Below are 24,577 nucleotides of genomic sequence, written 5' to 3'. Positions count from 1 at the left end.
TACCGATACCTCCGCCGATCGGGTCGTTACCGCCGTTTCGACGGTCTGGGACAAGAGGAGCCGGGCATGCACGATTCCGCCGAGTCGGCCGAGCCGCCGTTCCCGTACCCGCTGCTGGAGGCGCTGCGGACCTCGCCCGGCGGCACGGCCTTCGAACAGGGGGACAGGCGCGTCTCGCGGGGGGAGCTGCTGGATCTCATCGGGCGGCTGGCCGCCGCGCTGCGCGACGCGGGCCTCGGTCCCGGCCGGGGGGTCGCCATCCGCGCGGGCGTCTCGCCGGAGGCGTTCGCCGCGCACATGGCCGCGCACGCGCTGGGCTGCCGCGTCCTGTGCGTACGTCCCGGCTACACCCCCCGCCTGCTCGCCCACGTGTTCGGCATGGACATCGACGCGGTGATCCTCGACGCCTCGACGGCGACGCCGGAGCTGTTCCAGGCCGCCGGACCGGCCACGATGCTCTCGCTCGGACCCGTCGCGGGCGCGGCCGACCTGCTCGAACACCCCGGCGACGACGGCCCGCTCCAGATCACGGCCCGGCCGGAGGACGTGGCGCTGCTGATCTTCACCAGCGGGAGCACGGGCGAGCCCAAGGGCTGCGGGGTGACCTACCGCGCGCTCGGCGCGCACTGGTCATGGCACCCGCGGAACTGGTCGCCGATCGCGACCGCGCTGGCCGGGTCCTTCCAGCGCTTCCTGCTGTTCGGCACACTGTCCGCCACGGTCATCCTGGACTACGTGATGCTGTGCCTGCTCGGCGGCGGCACCGCGGTGATCCCCGAGGAGGACGGCGGGCCGCTGTTCCCGTACGCGATCGAGCGTCATCGCATCACCGGCTCGGTCATGGCCGCGCCCCGGCTGTGCGCCATGCTCGACGTGCTCCGCGATGAGCGGGTCGACGTCGGCAGCCTGCGCGCGGTGATGGTCGGCGGGTCGTCGATCAGCGCCCACCGGCTGACCGAGGCGGTGGAGCGGCTGGGCCCGGTGGTCTACCACGGGTACGGGATGACCGAGTCCGGCCTGATCTCCATCCTGACCCCCGACGACCTCGCCCGCTTCCCGGACCGCGCGCCGGCCTCGGTGGGCCCGCCGCACCCCGGTGTCGAGATCAGCGTGCGCGACGAGGAGGGCCGTCCGGTCCCCACGGGGCGGACCGGCGAGATCCACGTCCGCACCCCGTACCTGATGGCGGGCTACTGGGGACGTCCGGAGGAGACCGCCGAGGTGCTGCGGGACGGCCTGCTGCGCACCCGCGACCTCGGCCACCTGGACGAGAACGGCCTGCTGCACCTGGTCGGCCGGATCAGGGACGTCATCATGGTCAACGCGATGGTGGTGTACGCCGGGCCCATCGAACGCGTCCTGGCCGCCCACCCCGACGTGGCCGAGGCGTACGTGACCGGCGCGCCGGACGAGCGCACCGGGGAGGTAGTCCACGCGTTCGTCGTGCCGGCCGCCGGCCGCACCCCCGACCCCGGCGCGCTGACCGAGCTGGTGCGGGCCGACCTCGGCGCGGACAGCGTCCCGCGGACGATCACGACGGTGTCCACCGTGCCGGTCGCGGCCAGCGGAAAACCGGACAAGCGCGCCCTGTTGGAGCAGTACGGCCCGGCGGTGAGCTGACCCGAACGGCGCGAAGGCGTCGCCGCCGCGAGGCCCCGGCGATGTCCGGGGCCTTTCGCTCCCGCCATTCCGGGGCGAGGAAATTGCTTCCTCAGATATCGACGGAATGGCGGTTCGGCGGAATCGACTCCGCGCGTGTTCCGGCGCGACGCGGAATACCGTACTGTGACGCGCGACAGCGACGACGCTCACAGGAGATGTGATGACGCCCGCTCGCCCGGCCGTCCGCCGCAATGGTCGCAACACTCGGAACGCTCGCAATGGTCGCGATGCCCCGAACGCTCGCGGTGGTCGTGACGCTCGCGGCGCCGGCGGCCGTGCGTCCGCCGTCGCGCGGCGCGATCGCCTCCCGTGGCACTGGATTCTGTCCGCGATCGTCGTGGCCGCCTTCGTCGTGCACGCCAACGGCATTGGCAACGGCTTCATCTATTTCGACGATCCCGAGAGCGTGGTGGACAACGTGTCCATCCGCGAAGTCGACGGGGCCGCCATCGGCCACTGGTTCACCACCCCGCTGCAGTCCATGTACACACCACTGGTGTACGCGTCGTACGCGATCGACCATCTGGTCGGCCAGGGCGCGATGGGCGTCTACCACTTCACCAACGTGCTGCTGCACCTTGCCAACGTGGTGCTGGTGTTCCTGCTGGTCCGCGGGCTGACCGAGCGGGTGTTCCCGGCCGCTTTCGTGGCGGCGGCCTTCGCGGTCCATCCCGTGAACGTGGACACCGTCGCCTGGATCTCCGCCCGCAGCAATCTGCTGGCGACGCTGTTCTCCCTGGCCGCGCTGCTGGCCTACCTGCGTCACCTCGACTCGCGGCGCTGGGGACCGCTGGCGTGGTCGGCGGCGCTTTTCGGGCTGGCCACGTTGTCGAAGTCGACCGCCGTCGTGCTTCCCCTGGTGCTGTTCCTCGTCGATTTCCTCAAGGGCCGCAGGCCGAGCCGGCGTTCGTTTCTGGAGAAGGTCCCGTTCCTGGTCATCGCCGCCGCCATGGGGCTGGTCGCGCTCACCGCGCGGCAGGATGTGGTGCCGCCCCGCGACTACACCGTCGTCGACCGTTTCTTCCTCGCCTGTTCGGCGGTGGTCGACTACCTGGTGCAGCTCGTCGGCCCCTTCCACCTGTCGCTCGCCTACGAATACCCCGGAAAACCCCTGCCGTGGTACGTCCTGCTCTCCCCGCTCGTGCTGGCGGCGGTGGTGGCGGCCCTGCTCGTGCCCAGGTCGTCGCGCAAGGTCGTGGTGTTCGGGCTGGCGTTCTTCGCGGTCGGCATCGCGCTCACGCAGGCCGTGCTGCTCATCGACAACTACCACGCCAACAGGTACGCCTATCTGCCCTACCTGGGCCTGTTCCTCATCGCGGCTCACTTCGCGGAGAAGGCGTTCCAGCACCGCGACCGCGTTCCGCGCATCGCGGTGACCGGGGCGATGGCGGTGTTCGCCGTGCTGTTCGCCACGCTGACGATCACCAGGAACATGGCCTGGAAGGACACCGAGACCATCATGAGCGACGCCATCGCCAAAGAGCCCGGAGTGGCGTTCGCGCACAACAGCCGGGGCATCGCCAGGTACACCGCCGGCGACTACACCGGCGCGGCACCGGATTTCGAGGCCACCATCGCCCTCGACCGCGATTTCATGCTCGCCTACTACTACCTGGGCCTGATCAGGTACCAGAACGGCGACTACGCGGCGGCGCTGTCCAAGCTCGACTACGTGGTGTCACGGCTGCCGACCTTCGCCCCCGGCTACAGCGAGCGCGGCAGGACCAGACTCGCGCTGAAGGATTACGCGGGCGCGCGGACGGACCTGTCCACCGCCATCGGCTACGACCCCGGCCTGGTGGAGGACTACCACCTCCGGGGGCTCGCCGAAGCCGGCCTCGGCGACACCGGCGCCGCCTGCGCCGACTGGAGGACGGCGGCCTCTCTCGGCAACGCGGACGCCGGCAGGTCCATCGCCGGCGCCCACTGCCCGGGGTGACCGCCGACCGCCCGAGGGACGCGGCCGCCGCGTCCTGAATGTTTCACCGGCCGGGGGCTCCGTCCCCGGGTTCTCACCAGCACGGATCAGTGCCCGCTCCCGCAGCGGACGGCGCGGAGGTTGACCGGCGACTCCGGGCGGCCGTAACTACGCCCATGTTCTCTTTCGTGAATGCCGTACAGAGGTGTGAACGGCACCCGCGTAACGGGATCGAGGCCGGTCCCGCGCCGCCTCGGCCACGGAGGTGCGCGCTCGAATGTGAGCGCTAACAACAGCGGCCCGGGACGTAGCCCGGTCACGGGCTGTCCCGCCGCCGGCATCCACGCGCCGGGCGGTGCGCAGGTCCCATCGTCTCTCATCACGCAAAGGAGCGGTCCTTGCTCTCTCGGCCCCCCATGCGACGGCGTCGCCTCGCCATCTTCAACGCGGTCACGGCGATGGTCGTCGCCGCGGCCGGACTCGCGACCTTGACCTCCCAGGCCGACGCCGCGACCGGCTGCAAGGTCACCTACGCCGTCGCCTCGCAATGGCCCGGCGGATTCACCGCCAACGTCGAGGTGACCAACCTCGGCGATCCGCTGACGAGCTGGTCCCTGGGCTGGTCCTTCGGCGCCGGCCAGCAGGTCACCACCGGCTGGAGCGCCACCTTCTCCCAGAGCGGGAGCCAGGTCACCGCGACGAACGTCTCCTACAACGGCTCGCTGGCCACCGGCGGCGCCGTCGCGATCGGCTTCCAGGGCACCTGGACCTCCTCCAACCCCGTGCCCGGGTCGTTCACCCTCAATGGCGTCACCTGCACGGGAGGCGTCGGCGGCACCCCCACGCCGAGCTCGACCCCGACGCGCTTCCCCACGCCGACCCCCACTCCCACCCCGCCGCCCTCGCCGACCCCCACGCCGACCCCCACGCCCACCCCGACGGCGCCGCCCCCCACCGGACTGGTCGGCTGGGCGACACAGGGCGGGGGCACCACCGGCGGCGCCGGCGGCGCCACGACCACCGTCACCTCCCTGAGCGCGCTCACGAGCGCGGTCTCGGGCAACGGCGCCAAGACCGTCCAGGTCAACGGCAACTTCAGCTGCTCCGCCGACGTGCGGGTGGGCTCCAACACCACCGTCCTCGGTGTCGGCTCGAACTCCGGACTGACCGGCTGCGGCCTCAACATCAGGGACGTCAGTAACGTCATCGTCCGCAACATGAAGATTTCAAAGGTCCTGGCCGACAACGGCAACGGCGACGCGATCCACGTCGACCACTCCACCCGGCTGTGGTTCGACCACAACGACCTGTCCAGCGACACCAGCCACGGCACCGACTACTACGACGGGCTGCTGGACATCACCCACGGCGCCGACTACGTCACCGTCTCGTGGAACAAGCTGCACGACCACGTCAAGTGCTCGCTGGTGGGCCACAGTGACAGCAACGCGTCGGAGGACACCGGGCACCTGCGGGTGACCTACCACCACAACGCGTTCCAGACCTGCGCCCAGCGCAACCCGCGCGTCCGCTTCGGCAACCCGGTCCACGTGTTCAACAACTACTACTACAAGAGCTCCTCCTACACCGACTACAGCTACGGCGTCGCCTCCACCTGTGGCGCCGGCGTCCTGGTCGAGGGCAACTACTTCGAGAACGTCGCCGAGCCCACCCACACCAGTGAGGGCTCCTCGCCGGGCGGCTCGATCGTCGCGCGCAACAACTACCTGGTGAACTCGGGCGCCCCGCAGACCGCCGGCAGCGTCAACTCCATCCCCTACTCCTACACCGTCGACACGCCCAGCGGCGTGAAGACGACCGTCCTCGCGAACGCGGGCACCGGCAAGATCTGACCGCCGCCGGCAGAACCGGCGACCCAAGGCCTCGGACCTGTTCCTCAGGTTCCGGGGCCTTCGGCGTCTCCGCCGGGGCGCCACTGCTTCTTCTCGGCGCAGATGCGGGCCAGTTCGGCGCGCGATGCGATGTCGAGCTTGGCGAAGATCCGGCGAAGGTGGGTGGAGACGGTGTGCGGGGACAGGAACATCCGCGCGGCGGCCTGGCGGTTGGTCAGTCCTTGGGCGATCAGTTCCGCCACCGCCCGTTCGGTCTCCGAGAGGCTGTCCCACCCGAAGGCCTGCCGCTGCGGCTGGGCCCAGTGCCGGCGCCGCACGCCCATCGCGCGCAGCCTCGCCCGCACCCGCGCCGCGTCCCGCAGCGCGCCGATGCGCAGGTAGCCGTCGAGCGCCTGGTCGAGACCTTCGATGGCCCTCTCACGGGCGCGGGGGGCGTCGGGCGTGGTGGTCAGCAGGGCCCCGAGGTCCTCGGCGGCCGAGGCGCGCGCCCACGTCTGGGGATGGTTCACGGCGGCGAAGGCCAGGTCCGCGGGGTCTCGGTGGAGCAGCCCCCGGGCGTGCGCGGCCACGGTGGCCAGGACGGGGTAGGAGGGGTTGGTCCGTTCAAGGTGGTCCGCCGTGTCGACGATGCTCTGCGCATACGGGCGGTTCCCCGTGGCCAGCGCCAGCCTGGTCATACAGGCCGCCGAGAGGGGAACGGTGAGCAGCGTCCAGCGTTGTCCTTCCGCGTCGGTGTAGGTGGGTTCGAGGATCTCCACCGCCCGTCCCAGGTCACCCTGGGCCTCGGCGACCACGGCTTCGACCCACCCTTCCCACGCCGATCCGAACAGCATTCCCGACGTGCCGGGTTGGCACCGGTATCTCCTGATGTGCTGGGTCGCGGCGTCGATGTCGCCACGCCGCACGGCGACGTAGGCCAGTATCGACAGCCCGAGGCGGATGAACCCCTGGGTGCCCATGTCGTCCGCGATCGCCATCGCGGCCTGGGCCTCGGCCTCGGCGTCGTCGAAGCGGCCGGTGGCCAGCCGCACCCGCGCGCGGAACAACGCGGGTTGCGCGGCCAGCACGGTCACCCCGAGGGTCTCGATCTCCTCCTGGGCCGTCTGGATGGCCATGTCGGCCGCCTCGAACTGGTACACGCACCTGTGGTTGAGGCTCAGCAACAGGCGGGCGTACGGGCGCTGGATGGCTTCGACGGCGCCGCCGCCCGCGATGCGCAGCGCCTCGTGCAGGTGCTCGAAGGAGTCCGCGACCCGGCCGTCGACCATGGCGCACCGGGCGCGCAGCAGCAGAGCCCCGACGACGGCGGCATCGGAGTGCCGGTCGCGGTCGGCGAGGACGGCCTCCGCTCGCGGCCGTCCCTTGCGCAGGTCGTTGAGCGAGATGAGCCCCCAGAACACCGTCCACTCGGCGATGCCGCCGAGGTCGTCGGGTATGTCCTCCTGCGCCAGCACGTTCTCGGCCTCCGCCAGCGCGTCCGCCGGCCGCCCGCTGAGCAGCATGATGTACGCCAGGGCGCAGCGCAGCCGGGGTTCCTGTGCCGAGGGCGCCCTTGCCAGCGCGGAGCGGGTGAGCCCGGCCGCCTCGGACAGCCGCCCCGTGGTCGTCAGGGCGTCGACCGCCGTGGCCGCACGACCGAACCAGTCGGGGTCGGTGGGCTCGGTCAGGTCGAGCGCCCGCCTGGCGAGATCGGCGGCGGTGTGCGGCGAGGACCGCAGCACCTCCCGCGCCGCCCGGTCCAGCCCGAGCAGTGCGCGCGCGTCACCGCGACCGGCACTGCGAATGAGGTGGGCGGCGGCGGGAACGGCCGACCCGCCTCGTCCGAGCAGCATCTCCCCTGCCTCCTGGTGCAGGGCGCGCCGTACGGCGGGCGGCAGAGTCGCCGTCACGGCCTCCCACAGCAGGTCGTGCCGGAACGCCAGCTCGCGCCCCGTGCAGTCGATGATGCCCGCCGCCGTCGCCTCCTCCAGCATGGGCAGCAGCTCGCCCGTCGACTCGCCGAGCATCTCGGCCAGGTCCTTCACCGGCAGCGAACGGCCCAGGACCGCGGCGACCTGGAGCAGACGCCTGGTCGGGGCGGACAGCTCCTCCAGGCGCCTTCGCGTCACCTCCTGAGCCGGCGGCAGCGTCGAGACCATCCGCGCGCGACCATCGGAGATCCGGAACCCGCCCTCGCTCTTGATCTTCGTGAGGAGGTCGACGAGCGGGAAGGGGGTGGCGTCCGTTATCTCGGCCAGGGCCAGCACGTCCGGCTCGGGCACCGCCCCGAGGACGTCGGTGACCACCTCGGTCACCGCTCGCTCGTCCAGGGCCGTCAGGACGACCCGCGTCGCGCCGTCACCCTCGAGCACCTGGAACAGGCGGTCGACGCGGGCGACGTCGCCGCCGCCGCTCGTACGCGCCAGCATCCAGACGAGCGGGGAGGAGGAGAAATCCCGCGTCAGCGACCGCAGGGCCAGCAGGGTCATCGGGTCGGCCCAGTGCAGGTCGTCCAGGGTCACGAGCACGGGCCCGTGCGCCACCATCGTCTCCAGCGGCTCGTGCAGGTCCGCCAGCAACGACAACCGTTGATCGGTCGCACCGGGCAGACCCGTGTCCATGCCCGTGGGAGGCGAGCGGCCGGGTTCTCCGAGCGCCGACAGAAGCGGCGCCAGCGGCATCATCTGGGTCAGCACGTCCGCGAAGCCGCGGGCCGTCCGGAACCCCCGCCGCAGCGCGGTGCGGGCGGCCACGTCGAGCATGCGGCTCTTCCCGACCCCCGGTGGGCCCTCGACGAGCAGGACCCCGCCCCTGCTCGCCCGGGCCGCCCGGAGCAGCCTGGCGATGAGCTCCCACTCTCGCCCCCGGCCACGCCAGCCGGGCCACGACGACGCATCGGAGCCGGGCCCACCTGCCGTCAGGACATCGTGGGACACCTCCCCCATAGGTCCATGAGACAGCAGGCGCATCGGCCCCGCAACACCACCCTGCCAGGTCGGCCCGCAGATCGCCCGTGCCGAGCCCGGAGCCGCAACGTTACACAAACGCGCGATACGGGGTCCTTCTTTGCGGTCCAAGCTCGTATCCGTTGACTCATCCCCGCGGGTGAGGCGACACGAAAGGGCTCCCTTGGGACTCCTTTTGGCCGAGCGCGACTGAGAAACGTCAGCGGTGCACCGTCTGCGGCGCCTCCCGGCCCACTCGAAGCCTGACATCCCTCGAACTCATTCGAAACGGAGGGCGATGTGGACCTGTCCAGCGAATGGCCGATCCTCCTGTGGCCTGTGTGCACCCTGCTCACCTGGATGGTCGTCGCCAAAGGCCTCGCGCGCCTGCTGCCCGGCCTTCCTCTGACGGCCGGCCGCGACGACCAGGCCCGAGCCGCGCCGGCGCGGTACGAAGCGTCGCCGGCGGGCTCCAGGGGGCGGGAGAACGGCCACCGGCATCCCGTGCCGGGTCCGGGCCGGCGGTGGCGGAGGGCCGTCGGGAGACCACCGATGCGAGAGCGGTACCGGCCGCGCTCGGTCCGGGGGCAGGTCACCCTGCTCGCCGTCACGATGACCGTCCTCACCCTTCTCACCACCGGAGCAGGGATGTACTTCCTGGCCGCGACCGGGGTCGTCCGATGGCGAGGTGATCTGCCCGGGTCCTCCCTCACGGGCGCCGGGACCCGGCTGAGGCCGCCGCACGGCCGGTCGCGCCCGCCCGTCCACGTCGTGCAGGTCACGGTCGTGGCGCCGGTCCGCCGTACGGGGGCCTCCGCGTCTCAGGGCCCGCTCCCGGACGTCGCCTGGCTCGGCTCGGTCCGGTTGGTCGTGGCGTTGGAGGCCGCGGAGTTGATCGCCCTGAACGCGTGGGCGGCCTGGAAGGTGACCGGCCGGCTGCTGCGCCCGGTGGAGACGGTCGGCGCCGAACTCTCCCTGATCGACTTCGACGACCTGACCGTCGGCGTCTCGGAACCGAGAAGAGCGCAGGAGATCACCTGCCTGGCCCGGGCGATCAACAGGTTCCTGGGGCGCCTGAACCGGGCCAAGGAGGAACGCGAGGAGATCGCCTACCGCCAACGGCAGTTCGCCTCGGACGTCTCCCACGAACTGCGCACCCCCATCGCGGGACTGCGGGTGCGGCTGGAAGAGGCGCAACAGGATCCCGGCCGGGCCCGGCTGCCCGAACTGCTGGGCACGACCCTCGACCAGGTCGAACGGCTCCAGATGATCACCGATGACGTGCTGCGCCTCGCTCGCGTGCGCGGCTGCCCGCCCGCCGAACCGCAGCGCCTCGATCTCGCCGCCCTGGTCCGGATGGAGATGGCCCAGCGGACCGATCGCGTCCCCGTCCGGCTCCAGCTCGCGCGCGGGGCCATCGTGGACGTCGTGCCGTCCCAGATCGGCCGGCTGCTGGCCAACCTGCTGGACAACGCCCAGAGGCACGCCAGGCACCTGGTGACCGTCGAGGTGCACGCCACCGAGACCGCGGTCGAGCTCGCGGTCGGCGACGACGGGCCGGGGATCGCGAAGGCCGACCGGGAGCGGGTCTTCCACCGTTTCACCCGGCTGGAGGACGCCCGCCGGCTCGACGGCAACGGCACCGGACTCGGCCTGGCCATCGCCCGCGAGATCGCCCAGGCGCACCGGGGTTCTCTCGGCGTCGAGGAAAGCGCTTACCAAGGCGCGCGTTTCGTCCTGCGCCTGCCCGGAGCCCGGTCCGGTGAAAGGAGGTCGTCATGAGGCCGGAGAACTCGATCCGCGCCCGCCTGGCGCTGTTCACCAGCGCGGCGGTGGGCGCGCTGTGCATGGTGTTCTCCATCGTCCTGCTGTTCGCCATCAACAAGGTGGCGACCCAGAACCTCACCAAAGAGGTGACCGCGGTGGGCGAACTGACCGCCTACTACGTCGACCGCGGCGAAATGGTCAATCCGCTCCCGCCCATTCCGCAGGACCTCATCCGCCCCGTCCAGGTCGTCGCCCCGGACGGACGGGTCGTCGCCGCGACCAAAGACCTGCAGAAGCGGCCCCCCATGGCGCGTTTCACGCCGAAGAGCCCCGGGCGGGTGGCCACCGCGGTCGTGTGCGACTCCGTCTTCCCGACCGGCGGCTGCCACATCGTGGTCGCCCAGCAGGTGTACCGCGACGGCGACTGGACCATCTACAGCGCCGCGCCGACGCTGCCGTTCTTCGTCTATCCGGGTGTCGCCTCCATCCTGGTCGTGGGGACCGTCGTCTTCACCGCCGCGATCGCGTACGGGGCGCGGCACACCGTCACCAGGTCGCTCAGGCCCGTGGACGCCATCCGGGCCCAGCTCGACCACATCCGCAGCAACAACCTGAGCCACCGGGTCCCGGTCCCCGCGGCCAAGGACGAGATCCACCGCTTGGCGCGGAGCGTCAACGACACCCTGGACGCGCTGGAGCACACGCTCGAACAGCAGCGGCGGTTCTGCTCGGACGCCTCCCACGAGTTGCGCACCCCGATCACCGCCATCCGCGCCCAGATAGAGGACGCCCTCCTGGCGTCCGAAGACGCGGGCCTGCACCGGCTGTGCGACGACGTGCTCCCGAGCGTGGAGCGTCTGCAGTCGATCACCTCCGACCTGCTGACGCTCACCCAGCTCGACGCGGGCGTACCGGGCGTGCGCAAGCCGGTCGATCTCACCGAACTCATCACCATGGAGCTGAAGAGTCATCACCTGAACGGCATGGTGGTCCACCGTCTGGCGCCGGGGGTGATGGTGAGAGGCGACAGGTCACGGCTGCGCCAGCTGATCTGCAATCTGGTCCAGAACGCTCAGCGATACGCCTGCTCCACCGTCACGGTCACCCTTCGACGCGTGGAGCGCGACCCTGAAGTCCCCGGGGGCGTCGTGGAACTCGAGGTCCTCGACGACGGCGCCGGAATCGCCGCCGACCAGCGGGAGACGGTGTTCCAGCGGTTCACCCGGCTGGACACCGCGCGCAGCAGGGACGCCGGAGGGATCGGCCTCGGCCTCCCCATCGCCCGGCAGATCGCCGAGAGCCACGGCGGCGCGCTGACCATCCAGGACAGCGACCGGGGCGCGCGCTTCGTCGTCCGCCTCCCGTCGCATTCCTGACCGCCGGCGGCGCAGCCGGCGCGGCGTGCCCGGATATTCCGAATCACGTGCGTGGATATCGCGAATCACGTCCCAGTGAAGCCCATTGTTCTCGTGTGGTGACCAGGTTTCGCGCCTCTTCTCGCGCGGGTATTCCCGCTCCCGTACGCCCATTCCGGCTACGCAGAAGAATGTCACTACATGGCCACTAAGGGATTTCGGTGATCGTTCGCGGTAAATCGGCGGATTCGAGCGGGCGGCCGGATGACCGCACCTCGCCATGGCACGGCCCCGATGGGGCCCTGGACCTCCGCGACGCCACCACGGGCCCCGCGCCCGCGCGGAAGAGGGGCGCCCGGGTCGCCCGGATGCTCGGCCCGGCCTTCGTGGCGGCGATCGCCTACGTCGATCCCGGGAACGTGGCCACCAACCTCACCGCGGGCGCCACCCTCGGCTGCACACTGGTCTGGGTCGTCGTGGCGGCCAGTCTGGTGGCGATCCTCGTGCAGTTCCAGGCGGCGAAACTCGGCATGGCGACCGGTGAGAGCCTGCCCCGGCTGTGCCGCGGGCGGTTCACCCGGCTCGCGAGCCTCATGCTGTGGTCGCAGGCCGAGGTGGTCGTGCTCGCCACCGACCTCGCGGAGTTCGTGGGCGCGGCGATCGGCATGCACCTGCTGTTCCGGATGCCGGTGGCGGCCTCGGCGGTCGCGACGGCGGTGGTGTCGCTCGCGCTGCTGGAACTGCGACGCAAGGGTCGCACGCGCCCGTTCGAGCTCATGAGCGCCGCCGCTCTGCTGCTCGTCGGCGCGGGCATCGGCTACGACATCATCGTCACGGGACACCAGTCCGCGAGCGCGCTCGCCGCCGGGCTGGTCCCGGGCCTCGGAGCCGAGGGGGCGCCGCTGCTGGCCATGGGAATAGTCGGCGCCACGGTCATGCCCCACGCGGTCTACCTGCACTCGGCCCTGGTACAGGGGCGCGGCATGACGACCGCGGCGGCTCGCCGGCAGCCCGATCTCGTCCGCCGGATCCTGCGGGTGGACTGTTCACTCGCCCTGGGCGTCGCCACGGTCATCAACGTGTCGATGATCGCCCTCGGCGCCGGCCTCGGCGCGGCGACCGGCGGCGCCTGGACCGGCGACCTGCCGGCCGCCCACGCGGAACTGGCGGCCCGCGTCGGCGGAGCCGCCGCCCTCGCCTTCGCCGTCGCGCTGATGGCCTCGGGCATCTCCTCATCCGGCATCGGCACGCTCGCGGGCGACGTCGTGATGCGGGGTTTCCTGGGCCGACGGGTTCCCGTGCACGTGCGCCGCGTCCTGACGATGACGCCGGCCGTCCTCGCGTTGTTCTCCGGGGTGTCCCTGACCGGCCTGCTGGTCCTCAGTCAGGTGGTCATCTCGCTGGGAGTGCCCGTGGCGCTGTTCCTGCTCGTCCACTTCTGCCGCGACAAGTCGCTGATGGGGCCGCTCGTCAACGCCCCGTACACGACCTGGATCGCCGGCGCCGCCGCGGTGGTGGTCGCCCTCCTCGGCTGCTCCCTGCCGATCCTGCTGCTGTGGTGACGCTCCCGCCGGCTCGGCCTCAGGAGCCGACCGGGTCGAGCGGGTTGAGCCGGCCGACGATGAGCGGGTCGACCGGCGTGTAGGGGAACCGCGGAAGCTCCCGCTCGGGAATGCCGAAACTCGCGGCCAGGACCTCGCGGGAGAACGCGGACGCGGTGGCCCGGTAACCGATGTCGGCGGGCATGGGCTGGTCGAAGAAGATGAGGAAGTGCATGTCCCCGTCGCCGAGGACCTCGATGTGGTGAGGGAAGGCCCGGGGCACGAAGTACACGTCGCCGGGGCTGAGCAGATATTCGTCCAGGGTGTTGTCGGGGTCCAGCACGCGCATGCGGGCATGGCCCTTCTCGACGTATCCCATCTCGCCGGTGACCGGGTGCCAGTGCGGTTCGCGCATCCCGCTCTCCTTGATGCGCAGCGAGTACATCGAGATGTCCTCCAGCGCGGCCCAATACTGCTTGCGGGCCAGGCGGGCCTCACCGTAGGCGTACGACAGTGGCGGGTGCTGTCCTTCGACGTCGAACAGATGGGCGTTGGGCAGTCCGGCGGTGGAGGGGACATCGGCGGCGCCGGCGCGGCGGACGATCTGCTGCGCCGGAGACCGGTCGAAGGCGGCGAACGCCGACCCGGGAAGGTCGTAGGTGTTGCCGAGCACCGCGTCGGTCATGGCGCTGAAGCTGTCGCGCATCGAGAAATGCTGAGGCCGTTCGCTGCGCAGGGCGAGCAGGAATTCGGCACGCCCGTCGCCGATGTTCTCGATGTGGTAGATCGAGCCGGATTCGACGTGGTACATCTGCCCGGCGCCGACGACGAACGAGGAGAAGACGTCGGCGTTTCCGAGTATCGACACAAGGGCGGTTCCGGAAAGGCAGTAACCGAGTTGGTTGGCGTTGACGTTCCACTGCGGCTCGCGGATCGCGCCGGGTTCGAGGACGACGTGCTTGATGGAGAGCCCGTTGAGTATCGGCAGGACGGTGGCGTCGACCAGCGTGACCGATCCGAGTTCGCTCTCGAACGCGGGCGGCGCGGTCGCCAGGGACGTGATGTGAGGCGAGGTACCGGTCATGGTTTTCCCTTCGTCACCGCGACCGCGCGGTTCACGGCTGGATGTGTCCCGCTCGCCGAACCGCGTACCGGGCCGCAGGGAGACGCGCACGCCGGTGCCCTACGGTCTGACCTGGGCGTTCTTCCGTTTCACCAGGTTAAGCAGTAGGCGTCGGCCGTAGCGGCTTGTGCGGCGGCGTGTCGCACGATCTCGGCCTTCGACGGTTTTCGGCGGGCCGCCTCGCGTTCGCCTCCGCCTCCCGTCGCCTCCGACGACGCCATCGCGTGCGATCTGAACTCCGACGGCGGATGCAAGCCGGCGTCAGGCCGTTGACAGCGGGTTGCAGGCGGCATGCCCGTCAATGGTGGAGCAGCCCGGCCGACGTAGCGTCCCGGACCACAGGGTCGGCACCGTCTCGGAGGAGATCGAAATGACCTACACCATCCGCGCCCTGCTCGGCGTCACCGTCGCCGCCGGCGTCGTCGCCCTGGGCGTTCCCGCGCTCGGCGCCGCCGCGAACGCCTCGGCCGCCGCCGGCACGGTCACCACGAGCTCCGCCCGCTCTCTCCAGCTGGCGCAGCCGTTCCTGTTCACCTACACCTTCGACGGCCACCTCAAGGTCGCCGGCGGCAACTTCACCGTCGGAGGCCGGGTCTACGTCGCCGTCAAGTTCAACAACGGCCGGGTGGCCTTCTCCCGGTGGCAGACCGCCCGCACGCACCCCATCACCCCCGGCGGCGCCGTCTACGTGGACACGACGATCGCCGCCCCCTGCGCCCCTGGGACCAACGGGTACGCCCGCGGGTACGACGAGGTCACCAAGAGGTGGTCGCCCCGCCTGCCGGTGACGATCTGCCAGCGAATCGACTGACCCCTCGCGCGGGGGAGCGGACCGGCCCTGCTCCCGGCTTCGGCCGGGAGCGGGGCCATCAGCATGTTCGCGGCGGTGCGGTGTTTTCGGCCATGTGATGCAGTTCACAAGGATGTCCGAAATATCCGGGGATGGTCTCCCCGTTTGCACGGAGGTCGCAACCGGGGAGACCGTCCCCGGTTGCGTGCCGGAGGACGGAAGGGAGCACCGCTGTGGGAACCGTGAGCACGACCGCCGGGCGGAGCCACGTTCAGCGGCTGCGGGCGGACGCGTCACGCAACCGGGAACGCATCGTGGCCGCCGCGCGTGAGGCGTTCGTGGAGTACGGGGCCGAGGTGACTCTCGACCAGATCGCGCGGCGGGCCGGCGTGGGCAACGCCACGATCTACCGGCACTTCGCCGACCGTCCCGAACTCATCCGCCAGGTGACCCTGGAGGTCATGAACCGAATCGTGAAGCTGGCCGAGACGGCGCTCGCCGAGGAGCCGGACGCGTTCGCGGCGCTGCGGCGCTTCGTGCACGGCGCGACAGAGGAGCGAATTGGGGCCCTGTGTCCGATTCTCTCCGCCGATTGTGAGAGGATCGCCTCGGCGCTCACCGTGGAGCGCGCCCGCCTCGAACGGGCGGTGGAGGCCATCGTGGAGCGGGGGCGCGACGCGGGCCTCCTGCGCCCGGATGTGACCCCCGCCGACATCCTGATCGCACTCTCCCAGCTCACCCGGCCCCTGCCGGGTTCCAGGCGCCTGAACCTCGACAGGTTCGTCGGTCGTCATCTGGAGCTCTTCCTGGACGGGCTCCGCACCCCGGCGCGATCCCCCCTGCCCGGAGCCGGAGCCACCTTCGACGACCTCAAGCGGCGACCACCGACCACGACGACGCCGACCGCCTGAGCTCCCCGCTCCGGCGACGGATCGCTATTACCTTTCACCTGCCGATTCGGCATCTCTGTACCGTAAGTGAGTTAACGCATGCCTGAAACAGCCCAGGTCCAGCCGGACCCCCGGCGCTGGAAAGCCCTCGGATTCATCGCCATCGCCCAGTTGATGGTCGTGCTCGACGCGACGATCGTGAACATCGCCCTGCCTTCCGCGCAGGTTGACCTCCATATCTCCGACGGCGACCGTCAGTGGGTCATCACGGCGTACGCCCTGGCGTTCGGGGGACTGCTCCTGTTCGGCGGCCGCATCGCCGACCTGTGGGGCCGCAGGCGCGCCTTCATCGCCGGCCTGATCGGCTTCGCCCTGGCCTCCGCGATCGGTGGCGCCGCCGGCAACGAGGCGATGCTCCTCGGAGCCCGCGCGCTCCAGGGCGTGTTCGGCGCGCTGCTGGCGCCCGCCGCCCTGTCACTGCTGGCGGTGATGTTCACCGAGGCCCACGAGCGGGCGAAGGCGTTCGGCATCTACGGCGCCATCGCGGGCGGCGGCAGCGCCGTCGGCCTGATCCTCGGCGGCTTCCTCACCGAGTACCTCGATTGGCGCTGGACGTTCTACGTCAACATCCCCTTCGCCGTTCTCGCCGTCATCGGCGCCTTCCTGGTCATCCGTGAGCCCGCCGGGACCCACAACGGCAGCGGCCTGGACATTCCCGGCGTCGTGCTGGCCACCCTCGGCCTGGTCTCCCTGGTCTACGCCTTCACCCGCGCCGAGTCCGACGGCTGGTCGGCGAACGTGACCATCGGCCTGTTCGTCGCGGCGGCCGTGCTGCTCGTCGCCTTCGTGCTGGTCGAGAGCAAGGTCCGATCGCCGTTGCTGCCGCTGCGCGTGGTCACCGACCGCAACCGCGGCGGCGTGTACCTGTCACTGGGACTGGCGATCATCGCGATGTTCGGCCTGTTCCTCTTCCTGACCTACTACCTGCAGGTCGTCAAGGGCTACTCGCCGGTGCGCACCGGCTTCGCCTTCCTGCCGATGGTCGCGGGCATGGTCACCGGCTCGACGCAGATCGGCGCCCGTCTGATGACCCGCGTCCCGCCGCGGCTGCTGATGGTGCCCGGCTTCCTGCTCGCCGCGGTCGGCATGCTCATCCTCACCCAGATGAAGGTCGACAGCTCCTACGCCGGCCTGGTGCTGCCCGCGCAGATCCTGCTCGGTCTCGGCATGGGCACGGCCTTCATGCCGGCGATGAGCCTGGCCACCTTCGGGGTCCAGCCGCGCGACGCGGGTGTGGCCTCCGCGATGGTCAACACCTCCCAGCAGGTCGGCGGCGCCATCGGCACCGCCCTGCTCAACACCATCGCCGCCGGCGCCGTCACCGGCTGGGTCACCTCGCACGCCGCCCAGGCGCGGACCCTCGGCAAGGCCGCCTTCGCCAACGAGGCGGCGGTGCACGGCTACGCGACCGCGATCTGGTGGGCGGTGGGCATCCTGGTGCTGGCCGCGGCCATCGTGCTCGTCCTCGTCGACAGCGGCCACCAGGGACGGCGCCCCGGCGCCTCGTCCGGCCACGACGGCCACGAGGACGCGCCCTCGGTGCCCGTGCTCGCCCACTGATCAGGCCGCGCGGGACGCCGATCCCCGCGGCCCATGAACGCCGCCCCCTGTCCGGCCACCTCCTTTTCGGTGGTCCGGGCAGGGGGCGAGGCATTTCTAGGGCCCGGTGAAGGAGGAGACGGCGAGCCAGACCGCCGACAGCGCCACGACGATCAGTACGGCCAGGTCCTTGCGGCGGACAGGATGTCCCTCCCACCCCGGGCGACAGAAAAACATACCATCGGAGAGGTATTTTATTCCGACAGGACATGACCTCCCGCTGTGCAAGTGAGGATTCACCCGGTCGCACACTGGCCGCGCCGCTCTGTCACTTCCTGGCGGGGACATCCGGTGCCGCCGCCGTGAGGTGAACGGAAGCGGAGCGTCATGCCTGGCAGGCGCATCGTCCGCGTGCGCCGCGAAGAAGGCCGACCGGCGGTCGTGTCGTGGTGCTGGAGGCCGGAGGTGCCCGGTCGGCATCGGCGGGGGCCGCCTGCCGCTCCCCGGGTGCCTTACACAAAGTTACATACCTTCATGAAGGTATGCGATAGTGGGCGAAGCCACCGAGGACGCCGTGTACCAACGTCGGCTCCCAGGTGGTGGACGACCGCGCACCGCGCTCCGCCAGGTACGGAGCCCCCATATCCCCGGCCAGACGCACCGCCGGCCCGACGTCCGCCTGCCGGAATATCGCACTCCCGATCACCCCACGGATCCCGAGCTTCCAAGGAATCTGAGAGGAGCCCGATGAAATTCGGAAACGACCTGCGGATCAAGACCGTGACCACATGGTTTCCGCCGGATCGCGAGAACGTCGAGGACGCCGTCGCGGCGGGCAAGCTGGACGCCCAGGACGTGGACCGGCTCGGCCTCACCGGTCTTCCGGTCTCGACGCGGTGGTCCGCTCCCGAGATGGCGGCGGCGGCCGGTCGTGACGCGATCAGCCGGGCGGGCTGGAGCCCCTCCAATGTGGGCCTGGTCATGCACACCTGGATCTACCACCAGGGCCATGACATGTGGTCGCCGCCGCACTTCGTGGCGAACGAGGTCGGCGCTCCCCACGCCCTGGTGTACGGCGTGCAGCAGGGCTGCAACGCGGCCGCGCTGGCCCTCCAGCTCGCGGCGCTGCATCTGGACGCCGAACCGGGGCTCGGCGCCGCGCTCGTCACCACGGGCGACCGCTTCGCCCCGCCCGGCATGGACCGCTGGACCTCCGACTACGGCCTGGGATTCGGCGACGCGGGAACCGCGGCGCTGCTGCACCACGGCGACTCGGGGCCCGACGACTGGGCGCTGCTGTCCCTGGCCAGCGAGACCGAGGCCGAGCTCGAACTGATGATGCGGCACGGCAACGACTTCAGCGCGGCGCCCATGTCGCACAGCAGCTCCATCGACCTGCGCCGTCCCAAGAAGTCCTACGTGGAGGCGTACGGCAAGGACAAGTTCACCTCCATCGCCAGCCGGTCGATCCGCAAGGTGATCGTGGACGCCGTGCGCGACGCGGGGCTGCGGCTCGACGATCCCCGGATCAAGTACATCGCGCTGCCGCGGCTCGGAGCGTACCTGCTGGACGCCAACTACGTGCCGGTGATGAACGACGTGCTGAAGGCCGAGGCGCTGCAATTCGGCGCGGACACCGGCCACCTGGGGTGCGGGGACTTCCTGGCGAACCTGGCCGACCTGCGCGATCGCGCGCCGCTGGAGCCGGGCGACGTCGCCCTGGTGATCGGCGGCGGGGCGGCCTGGACCTGGACCTGCGCCGTCGTCCAGGTGCCGCGGGAGCAGGCGGCGGAGAGGAGCGACTGATGAACGTGGGATTCCTCGGCCTGGGCGGCCACGTGCCGCCGGTGGTCATCGACAACGCGCGGATCGCCGAGTGGGCCGGCGTGGAGGAGAGCTGGATCGTCGAGCGGACCGGCATCCTGGAACGCAGGTACCGCGAGCCCGGCACCGCCACCTCCGACCTCGCGCTGCACGCCGCCCGTGAGGCGCTGGCCGTGCGGCCCGAGGCGGCCGACCGGCTCGGGCTGATCATCGTGGGCACCTCGACGCCCGACCAGCCGCAGCCCTCCACCGGAGCCATTCTGCAGGACAAGCTCGGGCTGTCCGGTGTCCCGGCGTTCGACGTCAACGCCGTGTGCTCCGGCTTCCTCTACGCACTGGCGGTCGCCGACTCGATGATGTCGGGGCGGCTGTCCGGGCAGGGGGGCGAGTACGCCCTGGTGATCGGCGCGGACGTGTACTCCTCGCTGATGGACCCCACCGACCGGCGCACCGTCAGCCTGTTCGGCGACGGGGCCGGGGCGGTGCTGCTCGGTCCGGTGCCCGAGGGGTACGGCGTACTGGGCTGGCGACTGGTGGCCAACGGCGAATACCGCGACCTGGTCGAGGTGGCCGCCGGCGGCACCCGCCGGCCGCTGGACGCCCGGGCGTGGGAGGCCGGAGAGCACCTGTTCCGGATGAAGGGCCGCCCCGTGCGCGAGTACGCGATGCGCACCCTCCCCAAGGTGATCGACGAGGCGCTCGCCTCGGCCGGGCTCCGGCTGGAGGAGGTGGACCGCCTCATCCTGCACCAGGCCAACACCCGCATGGTCGAGGAGTGCGTCCGCGAACTGCGCGTCGACCCCGCCCGGGTGCCGCTCACCGCACCGCACTTCGGCAACACCGCCGCGGCCTCCATCCCGCTCACCCTCCGCGTGGAGCACGAACGCCGGCCCTTCCAGCGGGGTGAGCGCCTGGTGCTGGCCGGAGTGGGCGGCGGCATGACCGCGGGCGCCGTCGTCGTCCGCTGGTACTGAGCCCGCCGGACAACGCCGGACAACGCCGGACCACCGCCGGACCACGTCCGACCACGCCGGACGACCGCTGGAAACCGGGCAAGCGCTGCAAAAGGAGACAGAAATGCCGATGGCCACCGCGGCGGGGCACCGTTGCTACGAGCTGTGGGATCCGATGCCCGACGAGGTACGGGAGGGCGCCAGGCGGTTCGCCACCGTACAGGCGCTCAACGAGCTGGTGGGCGTGCTGCCGTTCGCCGAGTGGCTGGACCGCGCGCCCAGCCACACCAGGCGGCAGATGCTCATGGCCAAGATCCAGGACGAGGTCGGTCACGGGCACGTGGCCGCGCGCGTCGCCGAAGACCTGGGCATGCCGCGCGAGCGGATCCTGCTCGACTACCTCGAGGGCCGCGCGAAGGTGCACAACATCTTCCACTACTCCTTCGGGACCTGGGAGGAGCTGGGCCCGGGGCTGCTGCTGATGAACTCGGCGGCGATCGTCCAGTTCCAGTCCCTGATGAAGGGCGTGTACCTGCCGTACGCCCGGGCGCTGCGCAAGATCGAGCGCGAGGAGTCCTTCCACTACCAGCACGCCCTGGACCTCACCCACGAGGTGCTGACCCACGGTGACGCCGAGCAGCGCCGGCGGGTGCAGGAGGGGTTCGAGCTGTGGATGCCGCGCGTGCTGGCCTACCTCGGCCCGCCCGACACCGACACCCTGCACGCCAACCGCATGTGGCAGATAGGCCTGAAGCCGGACGGCAACGACGCGCTGCGCCAGGCATGGCTCAACAAGATCATCCCGGTCTTCCGGAAGCTCGGTGTGCACGTGGATCCCGCGCTGGTCCGTCAGGCGGCCTCGGGGGAGTGGGAGTTCGCGATGCCCGACTGGGCCGAGGTGAAGAAGGTGATCGCGGGCGGCGGGCCGGCGTCGCAGCGCCGGCTGGACTGGGTGCGCCACGCCCTGGACCGCAACACGCGGTACCGGCGCGCGCTGCGGGAGGTGTCGTGATGCCGCACGTCCCGAACGACCCCGACGTCTATGAGGTCTTCACGCAGAATGGCGTCGGCAAGACGCTCAGCCATGTCGGCTCCATCGTCTCGCCGCGCCCGGACGGCGCCTGGCACCTGGCCAAGGAGACCTACGGGCGCCGCGACGACCTGGCCACCCTCTGGGTGGTCCGCCGCGCCGACATGATCGTCTCCACCGGGGACGACCGCGACCTGCTCGCCGCCAAGACCCGGATGCCGCACCGCCAGCCCGGCTTCCCCACCGCCCGCCGCCGCGACCGCTCGGACTCTTCGCCCGCCGCCGATTCGCCGCTGGTTGCCGGCTCGCCGGCCCTCGCCGATTCGCCGGCCGTCGACTCTTCGGCCGAGCCGAGGGACGGCGCCCTCTCCGAGCTTCGCGACGACGCGTCCCGGGCCGCCGACCCCGAGCTCCGCGACCTGTGGCTCGCGCTCGCCGACGACCTGTTCGTGCTGGGCAACCGGCTGGGCGAACGCATCGTCGACTACATCGACCTGGAGGAGTCGCTGGCGGTCGGCTCGATCGGACAGGAGACGCTGGCGCACGCCGGGACGATCCTGTCGCTGTGCGGTTTCGACGAGGCCGCCGCCGACGCGTGGTTCTTCGACCGGCCGCAGGCGCGGTGGCGGGTGTCGCGCGCCATCGAACGGCTCACCGACTGGCCGTCCACCGTGGCCTGCGGTCTGGTGATCGCCGCTGCCGTCGTCGCGCTCGCCGAGCGGACCGCGGAAACCGGGCCCGGCCGCACCGGGCAGGCCGCGGAGGCGGGGTCCGGCGGGGCGTGGCTGCCCGCGATCATCGCCATCCGCGACGAGCAGCGGGTCCATCTGGACCACTGGCGGCGGTGGGCGCGGGCGCTGACCGCATGGCCCGAGACCAGTGAGGAGTTCGCGCGCGCCTACGCCGAGGTGACCGAGCGCGCCGGCGACCTGTTCGGCGCCGGGCCGCAGGGAGTCACGGCGGGCGTACTGCCCAGCGCTCCGGTACCGGCCGCGACCCTGCACGAGCGTCTCGCCGCGCTGGTCGGAGACAGCGGCGGCCCCGCGTCGCGCCTGCCCGGCCGCCCGCTGACGCGGACCGCGGGGATGGGCGGGAGCGCACTGGCCTACTGCCTGTCCCGTGGCCGCATGGTGAGGGACGACTACGCCCCGGGGGTGTTCCGGTGAACGCCGACCGACTCCAGGACCGGCCCCCAGGCCGGCTCACAGCTCAGCCCACGGACGAGTTCACGGCCCAGCGCACGGACGAGTTCACAGCTCAGCCCACGGACGAGCTCACGGCCCAGCCCACGGAGGAGTTCACGACCCGGCACACGGACGAGCTCACCGGCCGGCTCGCCGACGTGGTCGCCGGTGTGCGCGATCCGGAGATCGACGTCGGCCTGCGCGACCTCGGCGTACTGCGCTCGGTGTCGCTGACCGGCGGCCGCGTCCGGGTCCGCCTGGCCCCCACCCGGCTCAGCTGCCCCGCCGTCGGGGAGATCGCCCGGCGGGTGCGGTCCGCGCTCGCCGGCGCGGCCCCGGGACGCGAGGTCGAGATCGTGTGGGATCGCGGCGCCTGGCAACCGGCGGCGGTCACCGCCGCCGGCCGGGACGCGCTGCGCAGGGGCGGATACCGCGTGGCGGGCGCCGCCCCCAGATGTCCGTACTGCGGCTGCGACGACGTCGCGCGCGCCGGCCGCTTCGGCGGGGCGGTGTGCAAGGTCCCCTACGACTGCCGCGGCTGCGGCTCGACCTTCGACGTGATCGGCACGGCCGGCTGCACCGCCATGCTCCCGACCCCCGGTCCCGTGCGAGGAGGATCGTGATGAGACTCATCGGAAAGACCGCCGTCATCACCGGAGGCTCCCGGGGCCTCGGCCGGGCGATCGCGGAACGCTACCTGCAGGAAGGGGCGCAGGTCGTCTGCGCCGCCCGCAACCCGTACGACATCAAGGAGGTCATCGACCTCGCGCCCGGCCGCTGCGCCTACGTCCCGGTCGACGTCACCAGCGACGATTCGGTCGATGAGCTGATGGCCGAGACCGCCGGACGCTTCGGGGGCATCGACATCCTGGTGGCCAACGCCGGCGTGAGCCGGGACGGGCGGGTGGACCGGCTGCCGGTCGCCGACTGGCAGGACATGGTGACCACCAACCTGACCGGGGTCTTCCTGTGCACCCGGGCCGCGGTTCCCTACCTGGAACGCAGCGACGCCGGCCGGATCGTCAACGTCTCCTCCAGCATGGCGACCCGGGTCGCGATCGGCGCCGCCGGATACTGCGCCACCAAGGCGGCGGTGGAGATGTTCACCAAGGTCAGCGCGATCGAGCTCGCCCCCCGCGGCATCCTGGTCAACTCCCTGGCCCCCGGAATCCTCGACGAGGGGATGGGGCAGCAGGTCACCGGCAACGACCGGATCTGGTCGCGCTACAAGACCCGGCTGTCGCTCGGCCGGCCCGGCCACGCCGACGAGGCCGCCGACGCCGCGGTCTTCCTGGCCGGTCCCGAGGCCAGCTACGTCAACGGCCACGTGCTGGAAGTGAACGGAGGTCTGTTATGGGCATGACGACCGCCCCCGAGGTGGGGCACCCCACCGTATGGCTGGACATCGACGGGGCGGTGGGCATCCTCCGCCTCGACCGGCCGCCGCTCAACGTGCTCGACCGCGCCGCGCAGAGCGCGTTGCGCGCGGCCGCCGAGCGGGCCGCGACCGACGAGCAGGTTCGTGCGGTGGTCGTGTACGGCGGGCCCACGGCCTTCTCGGCGGGGGGCGACATCAAGGAGATGGCCGCGATGTCGCACGCCGAGATGGTCGGGCACGCGGCCGTGCTCCAAGCCGCCTTCGACGCGGTCGCCGCCATCCCCAAGCCGGTGGTGGCCGCGATCAACGGTCCCGCTCTCGGCGGCGGCTGCGAGCTGGCGCTGACCGCCGACGCGCGCATCTGCGGCACCGAGGCGCGGCTCGGGCTCCCCGAGGTCCTGCTCGGCGTCATCCCCGGCGCGGGCGGCACCCAGCGGCTGCCCCGGCTGATCGGCCCGGCCAAGGCCAAGGAGCTGATCTTCAGCGGACGCCAGGTCGGCGCGGCCGAGGCGCTGGAGATGGGCCTGGTGGACTACGTCGTGCCGACCGACCTGGTGCTGGACAGCGCGGTGCAGTGGGCGCAGCGCTTCGAGACGGGCCCGGCGCTGGCCCTGCACGCCGCGAAGACCGCGATCGACGGGGGCCTGGCGACCGACCTGGCCGCCGGGCTCGCGATCGAACGGTCGGTGTTCGCCGGGCTGTTCGGCACCCAGGACCGTTCGACCGGCATGCGGGGGTTCGTCACCGACGGCCCCGGCCGCGCGCGATTCAGCGGGAGGTAGTCAC

At 71.4% G+C, this 24,577-nt stretch carries 18 protein-coding genes; 16 read left to right on the top strand and 2 right to left on the bottom strand.

Annotated elements, in window-relative coordinates:
• Positions 1-66 precede the first annotated feature (66 nt).
• From ABZU32_RS14010 to ABZU32_RS14000, 3 genes are all read left to right on the top strand, one after another.
• Positions 67-1,620 carry an AMP-binding protein gene (locus ABZU32_RS14010; protein WP_354921652.1) on the top strand — a complete coding sequence of 518 codons (1,554 nt, stop codon included), beginning with the start codon at positions 67-69 and terminating at the stop codon, positions 1,618-1,620.
• Positions 1,621-1,999: 379 nt separating this feature from the next.
• Positions 2,000-3,601 (top strand): glycosyltransferase family 39 protein, encoded by a 1,602-nt coding sequence (locus tag ABZU32_RS14005; RefSeq protein WP_354921649.1) that lies wholly within the window; start codon positions 2,000-2,002, stop codon positions 3,599-3,601.
• Between the two features lie 395 nt (positions 3,602-3,996).
• Positions 3,997-5,433 carry a cellulose binding domain-containing protein gene (locus ABZU32_RS14000; RefSeq protein ID WP_354921646.1) on the top strand — a complete coding sequence of 479 codons (1,437 nt, stop codon included), beginning with the start codon at positions 3,997-3,999 and terminating at the stop codon, positions 5,431-5,433.
• 44 nt (positions 5,434-5,477) lie between these two features.
• On the opposite strand, the gene ABZU32_RS13995 is transcribed toward ABZU32_RS14000, so the two are convergent.
• Positions 5,478-8,357 (bottom strand): AAA family ATPase, encoded by a 2,880-nt coding sequence (locus tag ABZU32_RS13995; protein WP_354921643.1) that lies wholly within the window; start codon positions 8,355-8,357, stop codon positions 5,478-5,480.
• A gap of 552 nt (positions 8,358-8,909) precedes the next feature.
• Here ABZU32_RS13995 and ABZU32_RS13990 point away from each other — a divergent pair.
• From ABZU32_RS13990 to ABZU32_RS13980, 3 genes are all read left to right on the top strand, one after another.
• On the top strand, positions 8,910-10,139 hold the full coding sequence (locus ABZU32_RS13990; protein WP_354921641.1) for a HAMP domain-containing sensor histidine kinase: 1,230 nt from the start codon (positions 8,910-8,912) through the stop codon (positions 10,137-10,139).
• Positions 10,136-11,500: a HAMP domain-containing sensor histidine kinase gene (locus tag ABZU32_RS13985; protein ID WP_354921638.1), complete on the top strand. Its 1,365-nt coding sequence runs from the start codon at positions 10,136-10,138 to the stop codon at positions 11,498-11,500. The genes ABZU32_RS13990 and ABZU32_RS13985 overlap by 4 nt, the downstream gene beginning before the upstream one ends.
• 347 nt (positions 11,501-11,847) lie before the next feature.
• Entirely contained in the window at positions 11,848-13,041 is a 1,194-nt protein-coding gene (locus ABZU32_RS13980; protein WP_354921635.1) for an Nramp family divalent metal transporter, read from the top strand.
• A gap of 19 nt (positions 13,042-13,060) precedes the next feature.
• On the opposite strand, the gene ABZU32_RS13975 is transcribed toward ABZU32_RS13980, so the two are convergent.
• Positions 13,061-14,104 (bottom strand): cupin domain-containing protein, encoded by a 1,044-nt coding sequence (locus ABZU32_RS13975; RefSeq protein WP_354921632.1) that lies wholly within the window; start codon positions 14,102-14,104, stop codon positions 13,061-13,063.
• A gap of 409 nt (positions 14,105-14,513) precedes the next feature.
• On the opposite strand from ABZU32_RS13975, the gene ABZU32_RS13970 reads away from it, so the two are divergent.
• The 10 genes from ABZU32_RS13970 (at position 14,514) to ABZU32_RS13925 (ending at position 24,573) form a co-directional block, all read left to right on the top strand.
• Complete coding sequence (locus ABZU32_RS13970) at positions 14,514-14,954, top strand: hypothetical protein (RefSeq protein WP_354921629.1); 441 nt, start codon at positions 14,514-14,516, stop codon at positions 14,952-14,954.
• A gap of 212 nt (positions 14,955-15,166) precedes the next feature.
• A complete protein-coding gene (locus ABZU32_RS13965) occupies positions 15,167-15,844 on the top strand; it encodes a TetR/AcrR family transcriptional regulator (protein ID WP_354845728.1) in 678 nt (225 codons plus the stop codon).
• Between the two features lie 78 nt (positions 15,845-15,922).
• Entirely contained in the window at positions 15,923-17,443 is a 1,521-nt protein-coding gene (locus tag ABZU32_RS13960) for an MFS transporter (protein ID WP_354921627.1), read from the top strand.
• 726 nt (positions 17,444-18,169) lie between these two features.
• A complete protein-coding gene (locus ABZU32_RS13955; RefSeq protein WP_354921624.1) occupies positions 18,170-19,228 on the top strand; it encodes a 3-oxoacyl-ACP synthase in 1,059 nt (352 codons plus the stop codon).
• A complete protein-coding gene (locus tag ABZU32_RS13950) occupies positions 19,228-20,220 on the top strand; it encodes a beta-ketoacyl-ACP synthase 3 (protein ID WP_354921621.1) in 993 nt (330 codons plus the stop codon). Before ABZU32_RS13955 ends, ABZU32_RS13950 begins: the two co-directional genes overlap by 1 nt.
• Positions 20,221-20,323: 103 nt before the next feature.
• Positions 20,324-21,211 (top strand): Phenylacetic acid catabolic protein, encoded by an 888-nt coding sequence (locus ABZU32_RS13945; protein ID WP_354921618.1) that lies wholly within the window; start codon positions 20,324-20,326, stop codon positions 21,209-21,211.
• On the top strand, positions 21,211-22,395 hold the full coding sequence (locus ABZU32_RS13940) for a Phenylacetic acid catabolic protein (protein ID WP_354921615.1): 1,185 nt from the start codon (positions 21,211-21,213) through the stop codon (positions 22,393-22,395). Before ABZU32_RS13945 ends, ABZU32_RS13940 begins: the two co-directional genes overlap by 1 nt.
• On the top strand, positions 22,392-23,036 hold the full coding sequence (locus ABZU32_RS13935; RefSeq protein WP_354921612.1) for an iron-sulfur cluster assembly protein: 645 nt from the start codon (positions 22,392-22,394) through the stop codon (positions 23,034-23,036). Before ABZU32_RS13940 ends, ABZU32_RS13935 begins: the two co-directional genes overlap by 4 nt.
• Positions 23,036-23,776, top strand: a complete 741-nt coding sequence (locus ABZU32_RS13930) for an SDR family NAD(P)-dependent oxidoreductase (RefSeq protein WP_354845746.1) — start codon at positions 23,036-23,038, stop codon at positions 23,774-23,776. Before ABZU32_RS13935 ends, ABZU32_RS13930 begins: the two co-directional genes overlap by 1 nt.
• Positions 23,773-24,573, top strand: coding sequence for an enoyl-CoA hydratase-related protein (locus ABZU32_RS13925; RefSeq protein WP_354921870.1), 801 nt, complete (start codon positions 23,773-23,775; stop codon positions 24,571-24,573). The genes ABZU32_RS13930 and ABZU32_RS13925 overlap by 4 nt, the downstream gene beginning before the upstream one ends.
• The last annotated feature ends 4 nt before the right edge of the window (positions 24,574-24,577 follow it).

Source organism: Sphaerisporangium sp. NPDC005288, from assembly GCF_040607475.1.
Taxonomy (GTDB): domain Bacteria; phylum Actinomycetota; class Actinomycetes; order Streptosporangiales; family Streptosporangiaceae; genus Sphaerisporangium; species Sphaerisporangium rhizosphaerae.
Note: the sequence above shows the minus strand (reverse complement) of the source record. Positions and strands in the feature narration are given on the sequence as shown.

Excerpts from the sequence above, each read along its gene's own strand:
- ABZU32_RS13945 (WP_354921618.1), top strand. The coding sequence starts at position 20,324 with ATGCCGATGGCCACCGCGGCGGGGCACCGTTGCTACGAGCTGTGGGAT.
- ABZU32_RS13980 (WP_354921635.1), top strand. The coding sequence starts at position 11,848 with ATGCTCGGCCCGGCCTTCGTGGCGGCGATCGCCTACGTCGATCCCGGG.
- ABZU32_RS13925 (WP_354921870.1), top strand. The coding sequence starts at position 23,773 with ATGACGACCGCCCCCGAGGTGGGGCACCCCACCGTATGGCTGGACATC.
- ABZU32_RS13970 (WP_354921629.1), top strand. The coding sequence starts at position 14,514 with ATGACCTACACCATCCGCGCCCTGCTCGGCGTCACCGTCGCCGCCGGC.
- ABZU32_RS13990 (WP_354921641.1), top strand. The coding sequence starts at position 8,910 with ATGCGAGAGCGGTACCGGCCGCGCTCGGTCCGGGGGCAGGTCACCCTG.
- ABZU32_RS13960 (WP_354921627.1), top strand. The coding sequence starts at position 15,923 with ATGCCTGAAACAGCCCAGGTCCAGCCGGACCCCCGGCGCTGGAAAGCC.
- ABZU32_RS14010 (WP_354921652.1), top strand. The coding sequence starts at position 67 with ATGCACGATTCCGCCGAGTCGGCCGAGCCGCCGTTCCCGTACCCGCTG.
- ABZU32_RS13940 (WP_354921615.1), top strand. The coding sequence starts at position 21,211 with ATGCCGCACGTCCCGAACGACCCCGACGTCTATGAGGTCTTCACGCAG.
- ABZU32_RS14000 (WP_354921646.1), top strand. The coding sequence starts at position 3,997 with ATGCGACGGCGTCGCCTCGCCATCTTCAACGCGGTCACGGCGATGGTC.
- ABZU32_RS13985 (WP_354921638.1), top strand. The coding sequence starts at position 10,136 with ATGAGGCCGGAGAACTCGATCCGCGCCCGCCTGGCGCTGTTCACCAGC.
- ABZU32_RS13975 (WP_354921632.1), bottom strand. The coding sequence starts at position 14,104 with ATGACCGGTACCTCGCCTCACATCACGTCCCTGGCGACCGCGCCGCCC.
- ABZU32_RS13950 (WP_354921621.1), top strand. The coding sequence starts at position 19,228 with ATGAACGTGGGATTCCTCGGCCTGGGCGGCCACGTGCCGCCGGTGGTC.
- ABZU32_RS13930 (WP_354845746.1), top strand. The coding sequence starts at position 23,036 with ATGAGACTCATCGGAAAGACCGCCGTCATCACCGGAGGCTCCCGGGGC.
- ABZU32_RS13995 (WP_354921643.1), bottom strand. The coding sequence starts at position 8,357 with ATGGGGGAGGTGTCCCACGATGTCCTGACGGCAGGTGGGCCCGGCTCC.
- ABZU32_RS13955 (WP_354921624.1), top strand. The coding sequence starts at position 18,170 with ATGAAATTCGGAAACGACCTGCGGATCAAGACCGTGACCACATGGTTT.